This is a genomic window from Frankia sp. R82, from assembly GCF_023716925.1.
Lineage (GTDB): Bacteria > Actinomycetota > Actinomycetes > Frankiales > Frankiaceae > Frankia.
On sequence record NZ_JAMQQG010000001.1, the window covers coordinates 97,406 to 118,002 of the forward strand.

The window sequence follows — 20,597 nt, forward strand, 5'->3', positions numbered from 1 at the left end:
GGCCGGTGCCGGTGCCGGACGAACAGTCCGCCCCGTTCTGGGCGGCGACGGCTCGCCATATGCTCACCGCCGCCCGCTGTGCCCGGTGCCGGTCACTCACGATCCCGCCGGACCAGGTGTGCCCGCACTGCGACGCCACCGATCCGGAGTTCGTGTTCGAGCCGGTCAGCGGCCGGGGCCGGATCCGGTCCTGGACGGTCGTCCGGCAGTCGTTCCTGCCGGGTTTCAACGCCGAACTGCCCTACCTGCTCGTCGACGTCGAACTGGACGAGCAGCAGGAGTTACGGATGATCGGGCGCTTACTCGACGGCCCGGACAGTCCCGTGCGGCTGGGCACGCCCGTCCGGGTGGCCTTCGAGGACGTCGCGGACGGCGTCTCGATCCCCGCCTTCGTCCTCGCCGACGGACAGGAGGACGCATGAGCGGCAGACTGACGTCCAGCAACAAGGTCGCCGTCGTCGGCTACGCGCACAGCGTCGTCCAACGGCACAACCCACGCCCGCTGGGGGCGCTGACCGTCGACATCGTCCGGGCGGCGATCGCCGACGCGGGGCTCGTCCCAGCGCAGGTTGACGGGATCGTCGCCGCCACCCTGTTCCCGTCCGCCGGCTCGCACACCATCGAAGACGGTGTGCACACCGTGACCACCACCTGGCTTGCCGAACGCCTGGGTGCCTCGCCCCGCTATGTGGCCGGCTTCCAGGGCGTCGGGCAGGTGTCCGGCTCGGTGGCACTGGCGGTCAACGCGATCGTCAGCGGTGCCGCCGACCACGTGGTGCTCTACCGGTCGCTGCACAACCCCAGGGGCAGCTACCACGCCAGCGCGACGGACGCCTTCGGCGGCCCGGCGCAGTGGACCGCGCCGACCGGCTACTTCGGTCCGCTGGCGATGATCGCCCTGCCGTACAACGAGTACCTCCAGCGCTACGGCGCGACCCGCGAGGCGATGGCCGCGGTTCTGGTGGAGGCGCGCAAGAACGGCGCGCGGATCCCCTGGTCCTACTGGTACGGCAAGCCGCTGACGGCCGAGCAGTACCTGGCCGCGCCCACCCTCACCGATCCGATCTGCCGCTACGACTGCGACATCCCGGTCGACGGGGTGGCGGCGTTCGTCCTGACCTCGGCGGACCGCGCGGTGGACGGGCCGAACCGGCCGGTGTACGTCTCCGGCTACGCCCACGCCGTGCCGAAGACCAACAACCGGCTGCCGTTGCACTGGCCGCTCGACGACATCATGACCGCGGGCCTCGACACGGCGCGGCGGCTGTGGGAGAGCTCCGGGGTGAAACCGGGCGAGGTCGACCTGCCCCAGCTGTACGACGGGTTCTCACCGTTCGTCTGGTTCTGGCTCGAGTCACTCGGCCTGTGCCCGGTCGGCGAGGCGCACCGGTTCGTCCAGGACGGGCGGATCGACAGCGACCGACCCGACGGGCTGCCGGTGCTCTCCGGTGGCGGCGCGCTCGGCAACGGCCGGATGCACGGCATCCCGCAAATGCTCGAGTGCTACCTGCAGCTGGCCGGTCGGGCCGGCGACCGCCAGCGGGCGACGGCGACGTTGGCCGTGGCCTGCCAGTCCTCGCCGCACTACGGCGGGGCGGTCGTCTACAGCGTCGATCCCTTCTGACCCGGCCGGCCGCACCGGTCGTACCAACCCGGCGGCGCCTGGCAGGTCGGTGGGTCAGCCGGTAGGCCCGGTTCACGGCGGGGACGCCGCAACCGTCATCCAGCGAAGGAAAGGGACAGGTCGGTGGCACTGATACCTCAGACGTCGTCGTACGTCGCCGGGAAGTGGATCGACGGCGGCGACACCTTCGCCGTGGAGAACCCGGCCGACGAGTCGCGGGTCACCGAGGTGGTGAGCGCGCCGGCCGCCGAGTTCGAGCGGGCGATCGTCACGGCGCGCCAGAGCTTCGACTCCGGGGTGTGGGCGGATCTGGCGCCCCGGGAGCGGGCCCGGATCCTCAACGTGTTCCTCGACGCGATCGTGGCGACCCGCGCGGAGCTGGCCGACACAATCATCGCCGAGGCGGGCCTGCCGCGGTTCTTCACCGAGGGTGTCCAGATCGACGGCAGTATCACCCTGGGGCGCGAGACGCTCGAGCTGTATCTGTCGCTGCCGGCGGAGGACTTCAACCCGGTTCCGGTCAACCAGCTGGTCGCCGGCGGTACGAAGCTGAGCGTGCGCCGCTACGAGCCGGTCGGCGTGGTGTCCGCGATCACCCCGTACAACGCGGCGATCATCATGGGCATCCAGAAGATCATCCCGGCGTTGGCGGCCGGTAACTCGGTGGTGCTGCGGCCGAGCCCGCTCACCCCGATCTCCTCGCTGGTCTTCGGCGCGGCGGCCGAGGCCGCCGGGCTGCCCCCGGGCGTACTCAGCGTGCTGATCGAGTCGGGTGCGGCCGGCGCGGAACTCATGACCACCCACCCCGCGGTGGACCTGGTGTCGTTCACCGGGTCCACCGCGGTCGGCAAGGCGATCCTCGCCCAGGCCGCGGCCACGGTGAAGCGGGTGGCGCTCGAACTCGGTGGCAAGTCCGCGCAGATCTACCTGCCGGACGCGGTGGCCGCCGCCGCCCGCGGTGGTGCGGCCGTGGTCGCGGCGACCGCCGGGCAGGCCTGTGTGGCCGCGACCCGGATGTTCGTCCCGGCCGACCGCAAGGCCGAGGTCGTCGCCGCGGTTTCCGCGACCTACCAGCAGCTCACGGTCGGCGACCCGGCGGCGCCGGGCACGCTGATCGGCCCGGTGATCAGCGCCGGGCAGCGGGAGCGCTGCGAACGGTTCGTCGCGCTCGCCCAGGAACACGGCGCCACGGTGGCCACCGGCGGCCGGCGGCCGGCGGGCCTGGACAAGGGCTACTACTTCGAGCCGACCGTGCTGGACCTGCCGGACAACACCAACCCGGCCGCGCAGGAGGAGATCTTCGGCCCGGTGCTCGGAATCATCGGCTACACCGACGTCGACGAGGCCGTGCGGATGGCCAACGACAGCATCTACGGTCTGTCCGGCCAGGTCTACGGTGCCGACGTCGCGGCGGCCACCGCGGTCGCCCGGCGCATCCGGGCGGGCGCCGTCAACGTCAACGCCAGCGCGGGGCTGAACGCCTACGCCCCCAGCGGCGGGTACAAGCAGAGCGGTCTGGGCCGGGAACGCGGGCCGGACGGCATCCGCGCGTTCCAGGAGATCAAGAACCTCACCGTCGGACCGCTGACCTGACCAGCTTCGGCCGATGACCCTCCGGGGGGATTCCACTCCGGCCGGGTAGCGGCCGAGAGAACAAAGGGAAGGGAACAAGGAAATGGCATCAGAGCTCAACCTGGACTGGCTGATCTCCGTCGACGACCACGTCCTGGAGCCGCCGACGGTGTGGACCGACCGGGTCGCGGCCAAGGACCGCGACCGGGCGCCGCACATGGAGATCGACGACTCCGGCATGGACTTCTGGGTCTATGACGGCAAGAAGTTCCCCAGCTCCGGCCTGTCGGCGGTCGTCGGCAAGTCGAAGGAGGAGTTCAGCCCCGACCCGCTGCCCTACAGCGAGATGCGGCCCGGCTGTTACGACGCCAAGGCCCGGCTCGAGGACATGGACCGCGCGGGCGTGCTGGCCTCGCTGTGCTTCCCGACCATCACCCGGTTCTGCGGGCAGCTGTTCATGGAGGCCAGCGACCGCACCTTCGGGTTCGAGTGCCTGCAGCACTACAACGACTGGATGATCGACGAGTGGTGTGCCGTGGCGCCCGGCCGCTACATCCCGCTGATCCTCATCCCGATGTGGGACCCGCCCCTGGCCGCCAGGGAGATGGAGCGCTGCGCCGCCAAGGGCGCGACCACCTTCGCCTTCTCGGAGAACACCGAGCCGCTGGGTCTGCCGACCATCCACGACCCGAACCACTACTGGGACCCGGTGATGGCCGCGGCCAACGAGCTCGAGATGGTCGTCTCGATGCACGTCGGCTCGTCCTCGCAGCTGCCGGCGATCAGCAAGGACGCGCCGTTCATGGCCAACCTGACCTGGGGTGCCTCGCGGACCTCGGGCACGATGCTGGCCTGGCTGTTCAGCGGCATGTTCCAGCGGTTCCCGAAGCTGAAGATCGCCCTGTCCGAGGGTGAGGTCGGCTGGATCCCGTACTTCCTGGAGCGCGCCGAGCAGGTCGTCGACAAGCAGCGCCACTGGGTCAAGCGGGGCGGGCGCTTCGACACCCACGCCGGCGCCGGTGACCTCGACCTGGACACCTTCAACGTCCGGGAGACGTTCGCGAACCACGTCTACGGCTGCTTCATTGACGACGCGCACGGCATCGCGAGCATCGGGGAGATCCCCGAGGACAACCTCATGTGCGAGACGGACTACCCGCACTCGGACACGACGTGGCCGGACAGCATCAAGGTCGTGCAGAGCCGGATCCAGCACCTGCCGGACGAGCTCCAGTACAAGATCCTGCGTGGCAACGCCGAGCGCCTCTACCGGTTCACCCCGGCCGAGCCGCCCGTCGCCGCCACCGTCACCAGCGGAGTCTGACCTGTGGCGGGCCACGTCGTCGTCGACCGGGAGCTGTGTCTCGGCAGCGGCATGTGTCTTGTCTACGCGCCGAACACGTTCGCGCATGACGAGCAGAGCAAGGCCATCATCGTCGACCCGGCGGGTGACTCGGCCGAGGACGTCGACACCGCGGTCGACGCCTGCCCGGTCGGCGCGCTGAGCTGGGCTCCCGGCGAGGGCACGGACAGCGCCAGTGGTGGTACGCCGAGCACGGCGGCCCACGGATCCACTGGAGTATGAGACGAATGCTGCTGGTGGGCACGGCCGCCGAGCCGGTGGTGGCGCCCACCACCAGCGACGTCGTGGTCTGGACCGCCCCGCGCCGAGGACCGGATGGTCGAGCTGCGCGGGGCGCTCCCGCAGCCACAGGTGGATCGCGCCATGCCGCGGCCCGTGGGGTCCTAGTCCGGGCAGCGTCGAGCAACAGGTGACGAGATGACCCGCTACCCGAAACAACGACACTGATGACACGTACGAGGCGAGCGGCGAAGTTACGCGAGTGGCTGTCGCCGGAGGTGAGCAGCTGACATGACCACGGCCATCCTGGACCGCGAGCGGATCAAAACCCTTTTCGACCTGCGCAGCGCGGCCAACGTGTGGACGGGCGGCGACTTCGAGGCCGACCCGTACCCGATCTGGGCGAAGCTTCGGGAAAGCGCGCCGGTACACGAGGGCACCGTGCACAAGCTGACCGGCTATCCGGGTGAGGCGATGTTCCAGGGCCTCCCCGAGGCCGACCGGCCGCATTTCTCCGCTTTCACCTACGCGGCCCTCGACGCGGCCTATCGCGATTCCGAGACATTCGCCTCGTCGGGGTCTGCCGTCGACCCGACGAGCGGCGCCCAGCTCGAGAACAGCATGATCTACATGGGTGGCGATCAGCACCGCCGCTACCGCGGCCTGGTGCAGCCGTCCTTTGTGCCGGCAAAGGCCCAGTGGTGGCTCATCAACTGGATCCAGGAAGCGGTCCAGGAACTCATCAACAACTTCGTCGAGGACGGCCGGGCCGAGCTGAACGTCGACTTCTGCGCGGCGATCCCGGTTCTGACGATCACGGGCAGTTTCGGCATTCCGCCGGAGGAGGCACTGGACCTGCGGGCCGTGCTGCAGGACGCGCCGGAGGTCGTCCGGCGGCTGGCCCCGATCGTCGCCGCGCGGCGCGAGGAGCCGAAGGACGACCTGATCTCCATCCTGGTCCAGGCGACCCTGAAGGACGAGGACGGCGTCACCCATCACCTGTCCGACGCCGAGATCTACGCCTTCGCGCTGTTGCTGCTGAACGCCGGGTCGGGGACGACCTGGAAGCAGATGGGCATCACGCTCGCCGCCCTGCTGCAGCGGCCCGAGCTGCTCGCGCAGATCCGCGAGGACCGGGCGCTGCTGCGCCCCGCCATCGAGGAGTCGCTGCGCTGGGTGCCCACGGACCCGATGTTCTCCCGGTACGTCACCAGGGACATCGAGTTCTTCGGCACCGAGCTGCCCAAGGGCGCCGTGCTGCACCTGAACGTGGCCTCGGCGAACCGCGACCCGGCCCGCTGGGACAATCCGGACGAGTTTGACATCACCCGCAAGAGCCGGGCGTCGTTCGCGTTCGGCGGCGGCCCACACATCTGCCTGGGCATGCACGTGGCCCGGGCAGAGATCCGCGCGGGCATCTCGGCCCTGCTCGACCGGTTGCCGAACCTGCGCCTGGACCCGGACGCCGAGGCGCCCCGCTTCATCGGCCTGTACGAGCGCGGGGTCACCGAGATCCCGGTCCTGTTCGGCTAGGTCCCCGATCAGCCCGCCCATCGACAAGAGGCAGAGATAGAGATGACGACTGGAGAACCCGGCTACACCGCGCCGGATGCCACCCTGCTGGGCGCCGAGCATGTCGCCCGTTACCGTGAGACGAACGGCGAGGTCGGCTACATCTGGAACGGCGTCACGATCCTGCTGCTCACCACGACGGGCCGCAGGTCGGGCCAGCCGCGGACCACTCCGCTGATCTTCGCCAAGGACGGCGACGACTTCCTGGTGGTGGCCTCTCAGGGCGGCGCACCCACGCACCCGCTGTGGTTCCTGAACCTGGAGGCCGACCCGAAGGCCGAGATCCAGGTGCTGGACACGACCATCCCGGTCCTCGGGCGCGCCGCGTCCGAGCAGGAGAAGCCGCGGCTGTGGGAGATCGTCTCCGCCGCGTGGCCGAACTACCACGTCTACCAGACGCGCACCACGCGGCCGATTCCGGTCGTGGTCCTGACGCCCCGCGGGTAGCACGTCCGCATCCCATCCCGGCCCCGCCCTCGTCACGCCCGCCGCTGGTGGACGTGACGAGGGCGGGTTCCGTTGCGGGGGCGTCCGGGAACGGCTACGTTGACCGATGTCGACATCGATGTCGATTTCAGCTGGAAGCCGTCCAGTGGCAGAGCTCCGTCCAGTAGCAGGGATCCCTCCAGCGGCAGGGATCCCTGGGGACGAGGTCTGACAGCGGAGATCTGGCGGCAGCGGTCCGGCAGTGACGAGAGGATTATTTCGGTGACGGTGGGTTACGAGGTTACGGACGGAATCGCCTATCTCTCGTTCAACCGGCCCGAAAAGCACAACGCCCTGCGGGACGAGGACGTCCTGGGCCTGATCAGCGCCCTGGAGCGCCTCGACCAGGACGATGACGCGCAGATCGGCATCCTGTTCGGCCAGGGGCGGTCGTTCTCCAGTGGCGGTGACGTGAAGGACCGGTTGCAGCGCTCGATGGAGGAGGGCAGCACCGGCGGCCGGGCGCACGAGCGCGAGGCTTTCCTGAACACCGTGAACTGGAAGCCGGTCATCGCCGCGACGCATGGCTACTGCCTGGGTCACGCACTGGGAACCGCGTTGTTCTGCGACGCGATCGTCGCCGCGCGCAACACTCTCTTCCAGGTGGTCGAGATCAAGATCGGTCTGCCGATGGCCTCGTTCATCCCCCGGCTCGGCAAGGCGGCGTTCGCCAACGAGGTGTGCCTCACCGGCCGGATGTTCAGCGCCGAGGAGGGGCTGGACGCGGGCTTCGTGACCCGTCTGGTCGAGGACGGCGAGCACGTGCGGGAGGCGACGGCGCTGGCCCGCCTGATCCTGGCGAACCCGCAGCCCGCCGTGCGTGAACACATCCGTGTGCGGCGCCTCGTCGCGGCCCAGGACGTGTCCCGCTTCGGGGATCTGTCCAGCGCCTTCGTCGACGACTGGACGTCGAACACCGCTGCCCAGGCCGCCGTCGCCGCCCGCACCGCCAGCCTGGCCGCGAAGAGCTGACCAGCCCGCCGCGGGAGCCCACACCGCGGGTCCCGAGTGGCACATCGACGGAGGGATCGCCGTGGAGTTCCATCTGTACCTGCCGCAGATGCGGTTGACCCCGGACCGGCTCGCCGAACGGGCGCGGGCCGCGGAGGCGGCGGGCTTCGACGGCATCGCCGGAATGGACCATCTGGCCCCGCCGCTGGCCGAGGACCAGCCGATGTTCGGCGCGACCATCACCAATGCCTGGCTGGCCGCGCAGACCACCCGGCTCACACTCGGCTCGCTGGTGCTGTGTGACGCGTTCCGCCATCCGGTCGTGCTCGCCCAGGAGACCGTCAGCCTCGACCATCTGTCCGCCGGACGCTACGAGCTCGGTATCGGCTGGGGGTCACGCGGCGGCGAGTTCACCACCTACGGGGTGGCGCCGACCGAACCGCGAGCCCGGGTACGCCGGCTCCGGGAGACCCTCGAGATCCTGCGCGCCCTGTGGACGGGCGGTCCGGTCGACTACGACGGCGAGTTCTTCCAGCTGCGCGACGCCCGGCAGGCGCCCGTCCCGCTCGGCCACATTCCGATCACCGTCGGTGGCGCCGGCCCGCGGACGATGGAGCTCGTGGCCGAGTACGCCGACTGGTGGAACGTCCACGTCGGCATCCTCGACCGGTTCGACGAGATGCGCCCGCGCGCCGGCAGGGCCCGGGTGTCCCTGCAGCACATGGTCGCCCTGGTACCCACCGAGGCCGACCGGGAGCGGGTCACGGCAACCGCAACCCGCCGGTTCGGCACGAACGGCGTGGTCGTCGGCTCCCCCGCCGAGCTCGTCGACTTCTTCGGCGGTCTGCGTGAGCGGGGCGTCGAACGGGTCTACGCCTGGTTCTGCGACTTCGCCGAACCTGCCACCCTGGCCGCCTTCGGCGCATCCGTCATTCCCGCCCTGCGCTAGCCAGCCAGCCAAGCGGTGTGGTGGCGGGCGGTGCGGTGGCGGTGGGCGGTGTGGTTCAGGAGGCGGACTGGCACTGCTGTTCGGTCTGGTCCATCGAGGGCAGGGTGACGTCGCTGGCCCTGGCCGCGACCGACAGGCCGGTCGCATCCGTCTCGGCCGTGGTGACAACCAGGTTGAACGGAAGATCGCCCAACGGGATGGGCAGGGCCGTCAGGGCGCTGCTGAGGAAGCCGAGCGGAATCGTGAGGTTCACCAGGCCGCTCAGCGAGATCTCGCTGGGAACCAGCGTCAGCTGGTTGTTGTGCACCGCGAAGGTGACGATCCCGGCGACCTGCTGAGCTCCCAGCAGCGGAATGTTCACCATTGCCGAGAGCTCCAGGCGTCGTCCGCCGTCCACCGGAGTGATGTGGATCTTTCCGGTCTGGTTGGCCAGGTAGGTGTTCAGGTCCGCGTAGGTGACCCGTACGGCCGCCCGCATCCGGTCGACCGTGATCTTTCCGTCCCCGCCGGTGGCCAGCTTGAGGATCGGGACGTGCACGCCCTGTAGCCGGGCGCTGATCGCCTCGATCCGCGGGCCGGGTGTGGGCAGGTCGGTCAGGGTCATGCCGAGATCGCTGAAGGTTCCGGTGAGCACCTGGGTGAGAAACGGGAAGCCACCGATGCTGACATCACGCACCGTCGGCGGGGTGGTCCCGCACGCCATGCCGGCCACCACACCGGAGCGGATCTGCCGGGCCATCTCATGCTCGGCCAGTTGGACGCTGACCCGGTCGACGACCACGAACTGCAGGATCAGCGCGATCGGCAGCACGATGAGCAGCACCGTCCGGCGTGCCGCCGGCAGCCCACCGGACGCACCGCCCGATGACCCACCGCCACCGGAGGTGCCGCCGCCCGAGCCTCGTCGGCGACGGAGAGCGTCAAGCCGACCGCGCCAGCCGCGCTGCTCGACCGCGGTGGGTACGGACCCGGCGGCGTTGCCCGTTTCCGGCAGGTCGGGACGCCGGGTCGACGAGACGTCGGCGGGCCCTGACGCCCCGGTGTCGCCAGGCCGGATCGGCCGGGTGCCGGCCGGCCCTACCGGCCAGGCATCACCGGGATCCGGCGACCGGGAGTGGTCGTAGTCCCGCGACCAGGGGGCCGGCGGGTCGGGTGGATGCTCCCAGGTGCCCCCCGGTGTCCGTGCCTGCCCCGCATCCACGTCCCGCATCCTCCACAGGTCTCGCGCCACGTGCTCTGCCCATCGGATCATCTCTCGCGCCACGGTGCCGCCGTCGACACCGCCGCAGGACGCGCCCGGTCGGCGGGGACACCCGGTCGGTCCGGCCGGCCGGCGGGACGTGGGACGCACGGCACGCCTGGGGGGATCCCGACAGGTACCGGACCAATCCAGCACGGGACCTGTTCTGCGGATGAACACGAAAGATGCGTCAGCCAAGCACGGACAGCACAGGTTGACAGGTAAGCGGTAAAAGTGATGGAGTTAACCGTAGTAAGGCACTCTGGTTCAACTCATCCAACGGCTCAGCTCATCCAACGGCTCAGCTCATCCAACGGTTCAGCTTGCCGACAGTTTCAGCTTGCCGACAGTTTTAGCTCACCCGCGCTCCCGACCGCCCGCTGGCACTCCGCGTCAGGTCCTTGACGCAGCGAGGCCATGCCCGGCAGTCGCCGGACCCGGGCTGTAACCGCGGTTCGCGGATATCAGCGAATCCGGTTTTCCTGCAAACGTCTTCATGGACCCGGGCCGTCCTGGGCACCGTATCGAAAGGAAACAACCGTGCCGCACGCGAAGCCGAGTGAGCTCAAGCCCGGTAGCCTCCGCTGGCCGGTTTCCGGGCCGTCGTTCCGATCGGAGCAGTGGGGTGACATGGAGGTCGGCTACACCACGGTCGACGAGCCACTCGACTGCACGGAACAGTACAAGCTCGGTGGCCTGCCCGGCGGCGTCTGCAACTGTCCGCACTACGGATACGTTTTCAAGGGCTCAATCCGTGCGGTTTACCCGGGCTCCGACTGGCCGGAGGAGCTGGCGGTCGCCGGAGAGGCCTACTTCTTCCCGGCCGGGCATGTTCTGATCTACCCGGAGCCGGCCGAGATCCTTGAGCTGAACCCGGCGGCCGCGCTGGTCACCTGCATGGACGCGATGCAGCGGGCCTACGACCTGGGCAGGTTCAGCGAGGCGCCAGCCGAGGAGGCCACGGCAAGCTGACGGGCTGCCCGTCATGCCGGTCGGCCGCAGGTGCACTCATCCTGCGGCCGACCGGTCGCTCCAGCGCGCCCCTCGGCTCACAGAACGACGACGGAGCGCAGTACGTCGCCGGAATGCATCTTCGCGAAGGCGGCCTCGATGCCGTCCAGGGGGATCTCCTCGGTGACGAACGCGTCGAGGTCGAGGCGCCCCTGCTGGTAGAGGTCGATGAGCAGGGGGAAGTCCCGCGAGGGCAGGCAGTCGCCGTACCAGGAGGATTTCAGCGCGCCGCCGCGACCGAACACGTCGAGCAGCGGCAGCTCCAGCGTCATCTCCGGGGTGGGCACACCGACGAGCACGACGGTGCCGGCCAGGTCACGGGCGTAGAAGGCCTGCCGGTAGGTCTCCGGGCGCCCGACGGCCTCGATGACGACATCGGCGCCGAAACCGCCGGTCAGTGCCTGGATCGCGGCGACCGGGTCGGTCTCCTTCGCGTTCACCGTGTGGGTGGCGCCGAAGCCCTTCGCCCATTCCAGCTTGCGCGGGTCGGTATCCACCGCAATGATCTTCGACGCGCCGGCGAGGCGCGCCCCGGCGACGGCACCGTCCCCGACGCCGCCGCAGCCGATCACGGCGACCGAGTCGCCCCGGCCGACCTGCCCGGTGTTGATCGCCGCACCGATACCGGCCATCACGCCGCAGCCGAGCAGCCCCGCGGCCGCCGGGCGCGCCGCCGGGTCGACCTTGGTGCACTGGCCGGCATGCACCAGCGTCTTCTCGACGAACGCGCCGATGCCGAGTGCGGGGGCCAGCGGTGTGCCGTCGGTGAGGGTCATCGGCTGGGCCGCGTTGTGGGTGTTGAAGCAGTACCAGGGTCGGCCACGCAGACAGGCGCGACAGGTGCCGCAGACCGCCCGCCAGTTGAGGATGACGAAGTCGCCGGGCGCCACGTCGGTGACGCCGTTGCCGACGGTCTCGACGATCCCGGCCGCCTCGTGGCCGAGCAGGAACGGGAAGTCGTCGTTGATGCCGCCCTCGCGGTAGTGCAGATCGGTGTGGCACACCCCGCAGGTCTGCACCCGGACCACCGCCTCCCCCGGGCCGGGGTCGGGCACCCGGATGGTGGTCAGCTCGACCGGCGCGCCCTTGCCTCGGGCGATCACCCCACGGACTTCCTGCACGGTTGTCTCCTCTCGACGCTGAGGTCGTTCTCCCTCGGCTCGAGTGCACCTCGAGACACCGAGATCAGTGCTGTGCTCTGGCTACCCGGATCCGGCTTCCGGCCCTGATCCTGGCTCGGAGCCTGTGCTGGTGGGCGGGCCGGCGGCGGTGAAGGCGGTTGCGGGCGGGTCGACGGCCCAGGCGGGGGCTTCGCCCCAGGATTCACCGTAGACGAGTTCCGCCAGGGGTCGGCGGCGCACCGGGCCGTGGTTCCCGGCGGGCCGGCCGAGGGTGATCGCTCCGGCGATGAAGGTGCCGTCGGGCACGCCGAGCAGGACCCGCAGCTGCGCGTCGGCGGCGAGGTTGAAGCTGGTGAAGGCTCCGCCGTAGCCCAGTGCCCGCGCCGCGAGCAGCAGGTTCTGGCATGCCGGGTAGATCGAGGCACCTTCGGTGGGCGTGGGCTCCCGGTAGCGGACCAGGCAGGGCAGGATCAGCACCGGCACCTGCTCGAAGGTGTCGACGTAGTGCTGCATCGTCCGGGCCAGCCGGGCCCGCGGCGAGGCAGGGGGCGCATCCACGCCGTCGTAGCCGTCGGTGCGGGACTTGGACTGCCACACCTGACGGGCCGCCACACCGATGAGTTTCTTCGCCGCCTGCGCGTTCGGACCGTCGGACAGCACGAGGAACCGGAACGGCTGCCGGTTGGAGCCGCTCGGCGCGCGGGTGGCGGCGAACAGGATCGCCCGCAGGGCCTCGGCCGGCACCGGCTCGTCCCGGTAGCGCCGGATCGCCCGGGTGGTGGTCAGCCCGGCCAGCAGGCCGATCGTGTCCGCCGGGAGCCCGCCGCCGAACTCCTGGGGGGACGCACCCGGACCGGCCTCGACCTCAGGCATCAGCGGCGACAGTGTCGGCGGCGGTGGCGAGCAGACCGAGGTGGGTGCCGGCGGCGGCGGCAAGCTGCTTCGCGGTCGCCACGTCCTTGGCGATGTAGCGACCGGCGGCGGCCTGCAGGCCGGCCGACGAGCCGGCCGCGCGCACCGTGCCGAGCGCGTAGCTGGCACCGCTGCAGTGACTGATCGCCTCGAGGGCATGGGCGGGATCGATCCTGAGGTCGCCGGCGAGCCGCTCGGCCTCGGCGACCAGGGCGACCTGCGCGCCGAACAGCGCGTTGTTGACGAGCTTCACCCGCTGGCCGTCGCCCAGCCCGCCGACGTGCAGGATCGGCGACGCATACGTGGCGAGCACCGGGCGGACCCGTTCGAGGACACCCGCCTCCCCACCGACCAGCAGGGTGATGCGCCCGGCCGCCGCGTCCGCCGGGCCGCCGCTGAACGCCGCGTCGAGCACGGCGACCCCCCTGGCCTGGCCGATTCGGGCAAGCTCCGACGGGGTCTCGGGCCGGCAGGTGGTGTGAACGACCAGGGTGCTGCCCGGCGGCAGCCCGGCGAGCAGCCCGTTGTCGCCCCCGCACACCTCGTGGACCTGGGCGTCGGCGAAAACGCACACCACGGCCACGTCGAGCGTGGCGCCGAGCTCCGCAGGCGACGCGACGCTGGTGGCCTCGAGCGCGCCCACCTCGCGGGCGACCTCGGGCCGACGGGCGTGGAACGACACCTCATGCCCGGCGCGGACAACCTGTTCCAGCATGGGCCGACCCACACTGCCGACCCCGACGAATCCGACCTTCAACCCACGCTCCCGATCCGCTCACGACATCAGGCGAGTGCCGACCCCCGCGACCAGAACCCGGGCCCCGCCCCGGACCCGACACCGCGGGCGGGTCGAGCCCGTAGTCCGCGCACCATCCTGCGCCCGACACACCGCCGCGCGAAAGTGGTTCACCCGGCCCGGGCAAACGCGGGACCCTGCCCGCCGGCCCGCTGCCGGCGACGGGTGAGCAGCGCATCGGCCAGAGCGTCGGCGCGCTCCATGTCGTCGAGCGTGGCGCGGGAGCGGCCGTCAACTGCCAGGATGGCAGCCAGCAGCTCCGCGGACAGCCGCGTTCTCGCCGCCACCCGGGCCACACTCGGTGGCAGACTGCCGGCAGCGGCCCGCGGCGCCGCCGGACCGCTTTCCACCGCGGTCCGCGGGGCGGGAACCGGGTGGCCGGACCCGGGATGGCCCTCGGACGCGCTCCGGGAACGCGACCGGACCGCGAACACATCACGAACTCCGAAGACGTCACGAACTCCGAAGGCATCGAACATACATTCGATAATGCCCGTCGGTAGATCGTCCTGTCAAGCGCCGACGTCAGGATCTTCCGGTCGCGCCGGGCGGCGCGGTGGCCGGGGTGGTGGTCGCGGGCGGGTCGGTGCCGGGCAGCAGCTGGCCGACGGCGCTGGCCATCGGATGCTGCGGCCCCCAGATCCGCACGATGTCGGCGAGCAGCGCGGTGAGTGTCTCGCCGGCGGCCGTGCGCAGCCCGGCGCCGAGCTGCAACAGCCCGATCTGGCGGCGCAGCTCGAGCACCCGGGGATCGTCCACGCCGAACTCCCGCTCCTGGTCGGGCAGCACCGCGCCGAGCTGCGCCAGCGCCCGCTCGACATCACCGGTCATCGCCCGGCAGGTCGCCTCCCGGACCCGGACGTGCAAAAGCCGCTCGCTGTCCCGGTCGTCGCGGCGGGTCAGTTCACCGACGAGCAGTTCGTAGCCGCGGGTGGCCCGGTGGAAGTCCCCCCCGTCGAACAGGACGTCGGCGAGTTCAAGGCGCAGCGCAAGCACGTCGGCGCCGGCCACGCCGGTGGCCCGTTCGGCCCGTTCCACCGCCTCGGTGAGCATCCCGGCGGCCTGGCTGTAGCGGGAGGCGCGGGCCAGTGCCCGGGCCTCGTCCCGAGCCTGGCGCAGCTCCGCGCGGCCGACCTCGCCGGAACTCCCCCCGTCACGCGCGGCGGGAACGACCGGCACCGTCGACCCGGCCGGCACCGTCGACCCGACCGGGATCGTCGGCCCGGCCGTCGTGGCTGGCCCAGCGGTTACTGCCGTCTCTGCCGGCCTCGACGGCCTCGGCACCGGGCCCGATCCGGCCGAGCGGACCGGGCCGACCCGCGGAACGGCAACGGCCGGACCCACGGGCCCGACCGGCTCCACCGGGGTGACGGGCGCGAGCGAGCCGCCCGGGTGCACCCGGGCGGTGATGCGGGCGTAGGCGCGCACCGGGTTGGTCGGGGCGGGGTCGACGACTCCGGGCAACGGTTCGAGGTCCGCGGCGACCCGGGCCAGCACCTCGTACACCGCCGCCGCGCCCGACGGACGCTCCTGCGGGGCCTTGCGCAGCAGGTCGGCGACGAGCTGGTCGAACTCGTCGGGCACCCCACGGCGCAGCGCGGCGACCCGGGCCGCAATCTCCTCGACCTGGCGGTACATAACCGTGTGGGACGACGGACCGCCGAACAGCCGCCGGCCGGTCAGCACCTCGAACAGCGTCGCGCCGAGGGCATACAGGTCGGTGGCCGGCGTGCTGAGTCCGGCGAGGACCTGTTCGGGCGCCCTGTAGGCGGGGGTGCCCAGGTGTTGCCCGGTAAGGGTGATCTTCGACAGGTCGGCCCGGTCGAGGCCGACCGCGAGGCCGAAGTCGAGGACCTTCACCGTGCCGTCCGGTTCGAGCATCAGGTTCGCCGGCTTGAGATCACGGTGGACGAGCGACGCGCCGTGCGCGACGACCAGCACCGAGGCGACCTGGGCTCCGATGGCGGCGGCCCACCCGATCGGCAGTGGCCCCTGCTCGGCGACAAGGTCGGCGACGCTGATCCCGTGCACGCGCTGCATCACCAGGTACGGGCGCCCGTCGTGGGTCCCCGAGTCATAGACGGCGGGAACCCCTGGATGCACGAGCCGGGCGGTGATTCGCGACTCACGGACGAACCGGCGCACCAGATCCTGATCGAGCTGGCCGTCCGGAAACCGGACGAACCTGACCGCGATCTCCCGGTCGAGCTTCACGTCCCGGCCCGTCCAGACCTCGCCCATTGCGCCTTTGGCCAGCGGCAGCGCGTCCAGCTCGTAGCGCCGATCAATCAGCCAACGTTGGGTCGTCACCTCAAGCCCCCACCTGCAGATCGTCCGGAACCATACTCCCACGGACGAATCCCCCTCCGGCGCACGTGTGGTACCGGATGTGGGTCCCATGTCCGAACGCCTCGGCGGAGTGGTCGGCCGGCGGAGGTGGGCGGAGGTGGTCAGCCGGTGGGACGGTCCGGCCGGTTCGTCGCCGAGGCGCAGCCCACCGTCGGCCAGCCCGAGGTAACCGATTCGGATCAGTTCGGCTCCGAGCTCGGCGGTGTCGCGCAGGGCTGCGTCCAGTACCGCGAGTCGGCGGTAGCCCTCGCCGAGATCCCGCTGGTCGGCGAGGTCCAGCACGGGGATCCGCGCGCGGCGCAGATCGATGTCGGAGGTGGCTGTCGAAAGTTGTCGCGCCCGTGGTCCCGGCCGCGGCGCGGTCACCCGCGGCCCACGGGTAACCAGCCAGGATCGATCACCTGCGCCGCGATCAGCTCCGGCGCCACCACTCGCACCACATCCCTGGGGCGCGGCCGCAGCGTTCCGGGCCTGTACCGTCGGCATTTCCAGCACGCTCTTTTGCCAGTTCACCTACCGTGATTCAGTTCGGCGGGGACGGCTGGCAGCGCCCAGGCAAAGTCATCGGTTGGCAAACAAGATTCACGATCGCCTCGAGCAGGCCTTCGAGGCGGCGGGCGTGGTGACGGATTCCTGCGGCGATGTTCGTGGCGCCGGTCAGGCGTAGGAGCGCGATCGCGAGGTTGCGCGGGCTGGCCATGACCTGGGGCGCGTTGCCGGTCCGGATCTGGATTTGGTCTTCACCGAAGGCGACGTCGCGGACCCGTGTGCCATGAGGCGCTGTTGTTTCGAGTGGAGGTTGGAAACCTTCGCCGCTGTCTCTGTCGCAGCAGGGCGGTGGAGCTGAGGGCAGCCGGTTCCGGGAGGTGCCGGGATGGGTGGGAGCAGCCCCGACAAGGCCCGGGCGTGCCAGCACTGCCAGATGGTGCGGGTCCGGCGAGCGTGATGGAGAGGAGTACGAGAGGAACCCGCGATTCAATGAGGGCGAGAACACCGTTGGGGTCACCCAGACTCTCGACCACATGGTCGCGGACACCGTCCGCGTCCCTCACGGCCGAGTTCAGCAGTCTTTGCACCCCGTTCGGCCCGTTTCCAGTAGCTTGTCCAGGAGAGCCAGCTCCCGCTCGCGGCCAACAAAGGACGGAGACACCGGAGGAATCTGTGCCGGTATCGGCAGCGGCGCATATGGTGACGGTGCGCAGTCCGTCGGAGAGGGCATCTCGTCGCGAAGTATCGGTCCGCGCCACGACCTCACGCACCCACGCACCCACGCACCCACGCCCGGTCGGCCCGGATCCCGGACAACCGAAACGGCAGCGTGATGTTCTCCATCGCCGTCAGCGACTCGACAAGGTTGAACGCCTGAAAGACGAACCCCATCTCCCGACGCCGCAGCTCGGTCAGTTCCGGCTCCGCCATCTGCCCCAGATCGTGCCCCGACAGCCATACCGACCCTGACGTCGGCCGATCCAGACCAGCGGCGCAGTGCAACAGCGTGCTCCTACCAGAGCCGGAGGGACCCATGACCGCCGTGAACGCACCACCACGCCTGAATCCAAGGCTGACATCATCCAGCGCTGTCACCCCAGCCAGACCACTGCCATAGGACTTGACAACCTGTTCCAGGCCAACCACATACGCGTCACTGCGCACGACTCATATCCTCCTGTCCCCACAGCAACCGCACTCCTACGCCCTCAGCGACCTCGCGAGTACTGCACGTACCGCCGAGGTCGGGAGTGCAGATTCCCTGCTCCCTGGCGCTGCCCACCGCCCGCGCGGCGGATGCGGCCGATCTCCACGTCGGTCATTGCCCCTCCAATACGCAGGTACCGCTGCGCGCTCACCTGGTCGAACACGTCGAAATCCAGGCCAAGGTCCGGTGCCTGCAACGTGGCCAAGGCATGCTTGATGGCCTCGGGCCCGATTCCGTCCCCTGGAAGCACTGCCACGGGGGTACCCGACGCACTCCGATACTCTCGGAGCGTGTCGGGTCGCCACTGTCAGTTGGGTATCCAACTCCAGCCATCCGACCTCGTTCGCGCTTCACGGACACCACAGATACTACAGGTGGTCAGATGCCTACACTGCACGAATCGCGTCCAGTGTCTCACCATCCGGAGGGCTCCATGCGCGTTCGGCCGGACAGGCGACTTCCTGAGACCGGTTGAACCCGATCCGTATGAAGGGTCACCTGACCGGCCGCCGGGAACTTGGCTTCGTTCGCCTTCGGGGTCTCGGTCTTCGGAAATCTCCGGATGACGGCCGCGCCGAGCAGGGACTCGACGTCCGAGTGACTGCCGGAGGTGTCCGCCGCGTTGTCGCCCGTGTTGCCCCCGACCTCTCCGCCGTCACCGGCGATGTCACCGGCTGCGTAGAACCGAAACGATCCGTACTCGATGAGAATGCAGATCGGGCGGTCGTTCTGGTCCACCGAGTCCCCGTGCCGGACGACCGGTGTGAAGGTACCGGACACTGGTTCCCGGATACCCTGCGCAGCGGCCAGCACCCGCACCGTGATGTCCAGGTCGCCCGCACCCCTGCCCAGGGTGGACTCGACTGGCGTGGCGGCTCCGGGTGCCAACCCACCGGGGCCGATGGTGATGACCTTGGTCGCCACGGGAAAGGCGCCGGCCACCGTCATCGCGGTTTCCGCGCATTCCTTCACCGAGGGCTGCGGTTCCTTGACCACCGGAACCAGGATTCTCACCCCGTCCACCGTGACCGCTCTGTTACCACCATCGAAGGCCGGCCAGTAGATTGCCCTGAAGCGGTGGCGCTCTGCACAAGAGGATTCCTCCTCCTCGGTCACCTCGCCAGTTTCCGGGTCCACGACGTCGACCGTGCGGGTCGCCGGCTCACGCAGGAGCCTGATGACGCCTTCCCAGTGCTCCGAGTGGGCGTGACTCAGCAGGAGCGTCAAACAGGGCACATACCCCGGTGTTGCCGGCAGGACTCCCAGTCTGCGCAGCTGGCGGGCTACCGTGTCACCGAAGGTGCTTTCGCCGCCGTCGATGAGCATGGCCGCGACCACCGTGTTCTCGAGCGACACTTTCTTCAGAATCGCATACGGAACGTAGTCGATCGGCTCTGCCGGAAGCGACAGGGAGGCGGCAGTGATCTTGCCAGATCCCGGTTGACCACCAGGACGGAATCACCCTGGCCGACATTGGTGACGTGGATCTCCAGGCGCGCCGACCACTCGACATCCGCCCTACCCGGGCTGGATGCTGTCACGGCAGGACACCGTTCAGGTGCCCAATGCAGCATCACATTTATTTCCGTTACCAACGGCCCTGTCTATCCAGAATCAAGGGTTTTCTCGCGTGGGTGCCGTCGAGGCCAGCGACGGGGTGGCGCTGCCGGCCGGCGCGGTGAGCGCGGCTGTCATGCCACTCACCGCAGCGGCGATCCTGGCGACATGGGTCCGGGTTCGGCCCAGGGCGGGACGCCGCCAGCGACCAGCGCCGTCTCCGTGCGGAACCGGCAACCCGCAACGCAGGCGCACACCATTACGCTGCCTTTGGCAGGGACGTGGGCGTTTGCGAGCAGAGGAGTCCCGAAGGTGACCGACAGTGGGCCGCAGGACCCGGGCCGCAGCACGCCGACCGGGCTGGATGCGGGGCGGTGGTACCAGTCGCCCACCGGCGTCCGGGAGCCGGTGGACCTGCGCACCGACCAGGCGCATTCAGCCCGGATGTACGACTACTACCTGGGCGGCAAGGACAACTTCCCGGCCGATCGGGAGGCGGCCGAGCGGGCGCTGGCCAGTTTTCCGAACGCCCGCATCTCCTCTCAGCAGAACCGGGCGTTCCTGGTGCGGGTCACCCGCCATCTCGCCGCCGAGGCCGGTATCCGCCAGTTCCTCGACATCGGCACCGGCATTCCGACCAGCCCCAACCTGCACGAGGTGGCCCAGGGCGTCGACCCGCAGGCCCGGGTGGTCTACGTCGACAACGATCGTTGCAAGTCGGGTTGTGTACACTCATGATGGGTCTGTGCGGTAGGGCCCAGCGTTGCCGACCGCAGTAGCAGGCCGCCGACCTGGTCTTTTGCCTGCGTGTCAGCACCACCGGTGCGAAGCACGCGCCGGTGGTGCCCGGTAAGCCTGTCAGGCAGCACCACGGGTGTACCGCGCAAGGACACTCTCAATCTGTTCGACTAGCAAAAAGTCTAGTTCCGTAATTTTCTGCCCTGCGCTATAGGTCGTAAGGCTAAAGTGGAGCGTTTCCCAGCGAAGGTCAATATCCGGGTGATGTTCAAGCTCCCGGGCGGGATTCATAACATCGTTGATCGCTCGAACCGCCGTGTAATAATCCAGATAAAATGTTTTATGAATTTCCTCTCGATCGGGCGACTTTTCCCATCCTGAGAGCTGACTAAGTCGACGGGCGATCTCTTCCGTCGACAATGGGTCACGTAGCGCCATGCT

At 69.8% G+C, this 20,597-nt stretch carries 19 protein-coding genes and 3 pseudogenes; 11 read left to right on the forward strand and 11 right to left on the reverse strand.

Annotated features, from left to right (window positions below; all coding sequences use genetic code 11):
- The first annotated feature begins 5 nt into the window (after positions 1-5).
- From ND747_RS00380 to ND747_RS00420, 9 genes are all read left to right on the forward strand, one after another.
- On the forward strand, positions 6-422 hold the full coding sequence (locus ND747_RS00380) for a Zn-ribbon domain-containing OB-fold protein (RefSeq protein ID WP_374216112.1): 417 nt from the start codon (positions 6-8) through the stop codon (positions 420-422).
- Entirely contained in the window at positions 419-1,624 is a 1,206-nt protein-coding gene (locus tag ND747_RS00385; RefSeq protein WP_251730870.1) for a thiolase family protein, read from the forward strand. Before ND747_RS00380 ends, ND747_RS00385 begins: the two co-directional genes overlap by 4 nt.
- 123 nt (positions 1,625-1,747) lie before the next feature.
- Positions 1,748-3,217, forward strand: coding sequence for an aldehyde dehydrogenase family protein (locus tag ND747_RS00390; protein ID WP_251730871.1), 1,470 nt, complete (start codon positions 1,748-1,750; stop codon positions 3,215-3,217).
- A gap of 82 nt (positions 3,218-3,299) precedes the next feature.
- Entirely contained in the window at positions 3,300-4,520 is a 1,221-nt protein-coding gene (locus tag ND747_RS00395) for an amidohydrolase family protein (protein WP_251730872.1), read from the forward strand.
- Positions 4,521-4,523: 3 nt separating this feature from the next.
- Positions 4,524-4,781: a ferredoxin gene (locus tag ND747_RS00400; protein WP_308204532.1), complete on the forward strand. Its 258-nt coding sequence runs from the start codon at positions 4,524-4,526 to the stop codon at positions 4,779-4,781.
- Positions 4,782-5,069: 288 nt separating this feature from the next.
- A complete protein-coding gene (locus tag ND747_RS00405; protein WP_251730873.1) occupies positions 5,070-6,311 on the forward strand; it encodes a cytochrome P450 in 1,242 nt (413 codons plus the stop codon).
- 42 nt (positions 6,312-6,353) lie between these two features.
- Positions 6,354-6,797, forward strand: coding sequence for a nitroreductase family deazaflavin-dependent oxidoreductase (locus ND747_RS00410; protein WP_251730874.1), 444 nt, complete (start codon positions 6,354-6,356; stop codon positions 6,795-6,797).
- A 261-nt stretch (positions 6,798-7,058) separates the two neighbouring features.
- Positions 7,059-7,808: an enoyl-CoA hydratase/isomerase family protein gene (locus ND747_RS00415; RefSeq protein ID WP_251730875.1), complete on the forward strand. Its 750-nt coding sequence runs from the start codon at positions 7,059-7,061 to the stop codon at positions 7,806-7,808.
- 61 nt (positions 7,809-7,869) lie between these two features.
- A complete protein-coding gene (locus ND747_RS00420) occupies positions 7,870-8,736 on the forward strand; it encodes an LLM class flavin-dependent oxidoreductase (RefSeq protein ID WP_251730876.1) in 867 nt (288 codons plus the stop codon).
- Positions 8,737-8,791: 55 nt separating this feature from the next.
- Here ND747_RS00420 and ND747_RS00425 read toward each other — a convergent pair whose 3' ends face one another.
- On the reverse strand, positions 8,792-9,937 hold the full coding sequence (locus tag ND747_RS00425) for a DUF2993 domain-containing protein (RefSeq protein WP_251730877.1): 1,146 nt from the start codon (positions 9,935-9,937) through the stop codon (positions 8,792-8,794).
- A gap of 669 nt (positions 9,938-10,606) precedes the next feature.
- Here ND747_RS00425 and ND747_RS00430 point away from each other — a divergent pair.
- A complete protein-coding gene (locus ND747_RS00430; protein ID WP_285899766.1) occupies positions 10,607-10,948 on the forward strand; it encodes a hypothetical protein in 342 nt (113 codons plus the stop codon).
- A gap of 77 nt (positions 10,949-11,025) precedes the next feature.
- Here ND747_RS00430 and ND747_RS00435 read toward each other — a convergent pair whose 3' ends face one another.
- From ND747_RS00435 to ND747_RS00470, 9 genes and pseudogenes are all read right to left on the reverse strand, one after another.
- The gene (locus ND747_RS00435; protein ID WP_251730879.1) at positions 11,026-12,108 is read right to left on the reverse strand and encodes an S-(hydroxymethyl)mycothiol dehydrogenase; all 1,083 of its coding nucleotides are present in this window, start codon (positions 12,106-12,108) and stop codon (positions 11,026-11,028) included.
- A gap of 81 nt (positions 12,109-12,189) precedes the next feature.
- Positions 12,190-12,981 carry a nitroreductase family protein gene (locus ND747_RS00440; protein WP_251730880.1) on the reverse strand — a complete coding sequence of 264 codons (792 nt, stop codon included), beginning with the start codon at positions 12,979-12,981 and terminating at the stop codon, positions 12,190-12,192.
- Positions 12,974-13,777, reverse strand: coding sequence for an NAD(P)-dependent oxidoreductase (locus tag ND747_RS00445; RefSeq protein ID WP_285899743.1), 804 nt, complete (start codon positions 13,775-13,777; stop codon positions 12,974-12,976). Before ND747_RS00445 ends, ND747_RS00440 begins: the two co-directional genes overlap by 8 nt.
- 149 nt (positions 13,778-13,926) lie before the next feature.
- Positions 13,927-14,295: a hypothetical protein gene (locus ND747_RS00450; protein ID WP_251730882.1), complete on the reverse strand. Its 369-nt coding sequence runs from the start codon at positions 14,293-14,295 to the stop codon at positions 13,927-13,929.
- 46 nt (positions 14,296-14,341) lie between these two features.
- A complete protein-coding gene (locus ND747_RS29080; protein ID WP_308204533.1) occupies positions 14,342-16,447 on the reverse strand; it encodes a protein kinase in 2,106 nt (701 codons plus the stop codon).
- A 241-nt stretch (positions 16,448-16,688) separates the two neighbouring features.
- Positions 16,689-16,928, reverse strand: a pseudogene (locus tag ND747_RS29955) (hypothetical protein); the annotation flags it as partial.
- Positions 16,929-17,425: 497 nt separating this feature from the next.
- Positions 17,426-17,818 (reverse strand): annotated as a pseudogene (locus tag ND747_RS00460) (ABC transporter ATP-binding protein); the annotation flags it as partial.
- 44 nt (positions 17,819-17,862) lie between these two features.
- Entirely contained in the window at positions 17,863-18,117 is a 255-nt protein-coding gene (locus ND747_RS00465; RefSeq protein ID WP_251730884.1) for a hypothetical protein, read from the reverse strand.
- A 158-nt stretch (positions 18,118-18,275) separates the two neighbouring features.
- Positions 18,276-19,217 carry a hypothetical protein gene (locus tag ND747_RS00470; protein ID WP_251730885.1) on the reverse strand — a complete coding sequence of 314 codons (942 nt, stop codon included), beginning with the start codon at positions 19,215-19,217 and terminating at the stop codon, positions 18,276-18,278.
- 561 nt (positions 19,218-19,778) lie between these two features.
- Here ND747_RS00470 and ND747_RS00475 point away from each other — a divergent pair.
- Positions 19,779-20,126, forward strand: a pseudogene (locus ND747_RS00475) (SAM-dependent methyltransferase); the annotation flags it as partial.
- Positions 20,127-20,276: 150 nt separating this feature from the next.
- Here ND747_RS00475 and ND747_RS00480 read toward each other — a convergent pair.
- Positions 20,277-20,594 (reverse strand): 4a-hydroxytetrahydrobiopterin dehydratase, encoded by a 318-nt coding sequence (locus ND747_RS00480; protein WP_251730886.1) that lies wholly within the window; start codon positions 20,592-20,594, stop codon positions 20,277-20,279.
- Positions 20,595-20,597 lie beyond the last annotated feature (3 nt).

Bases quoted from the DNA above. Each gene is read 5' to 3' on its own strand.
- ND747_RS00385 (WP_251730870.1), top strand. From the start codon at position 419: ATGAGCGGCAGACTGACGTCCAGCAACAAGGTCGCCGTCGTCGGCTAC.
- ND747_RS00395 (WP_251730872.1), top strand. From the start codon at position 3,300: ATGGCATCAGAGCTCAACCTGGACTGGCTGATCTCCGTCGACGACCAC.
- ND747_RS00405 (WP_251730873.1), top strand. From the start codon at position 5,070: ATGACCACGGCCATCCTGGACCGCGAGCGGATCAAAACCCTTTTCGAC.
- ND747_RS00410 (WP_251730874.1), top strand. From the start codon at position 6,354: ATGACGACTGGAGAACCCGGCTACACCGCGCCGGATGCCACCCTGCTG.
- ND747_RS00430 (WP_285899766.1), top strand. From the start codon at position 10,607: ATGGAGGTCGGCTACACCACGGTCGACGAGCCACTCGACTGCACGGAA.
- ND747_RS00440 (WP_251730880.1), bottom strand. From the start codon at position 12,981: ATGCCTGAGGTCGAGGCCGGTCCGGGTGCGTCCCCCCAGGAGTTCGGC.
- ND747_RS00450 (WP_251730882.1), bottom strand. From the start codon at position 14,295: ATGTTCGATGCCTTCGGAGTTCGTGACGTCTTCGGAGTTCGTGATGTG.
- ND747_RS00480 (WP_251730886.1), bottom strand. From the start codon at position 20,594: ATGGCGCTACGTGACCCATTGTCGACGGAAGAGATCGCCCGTCGACTT.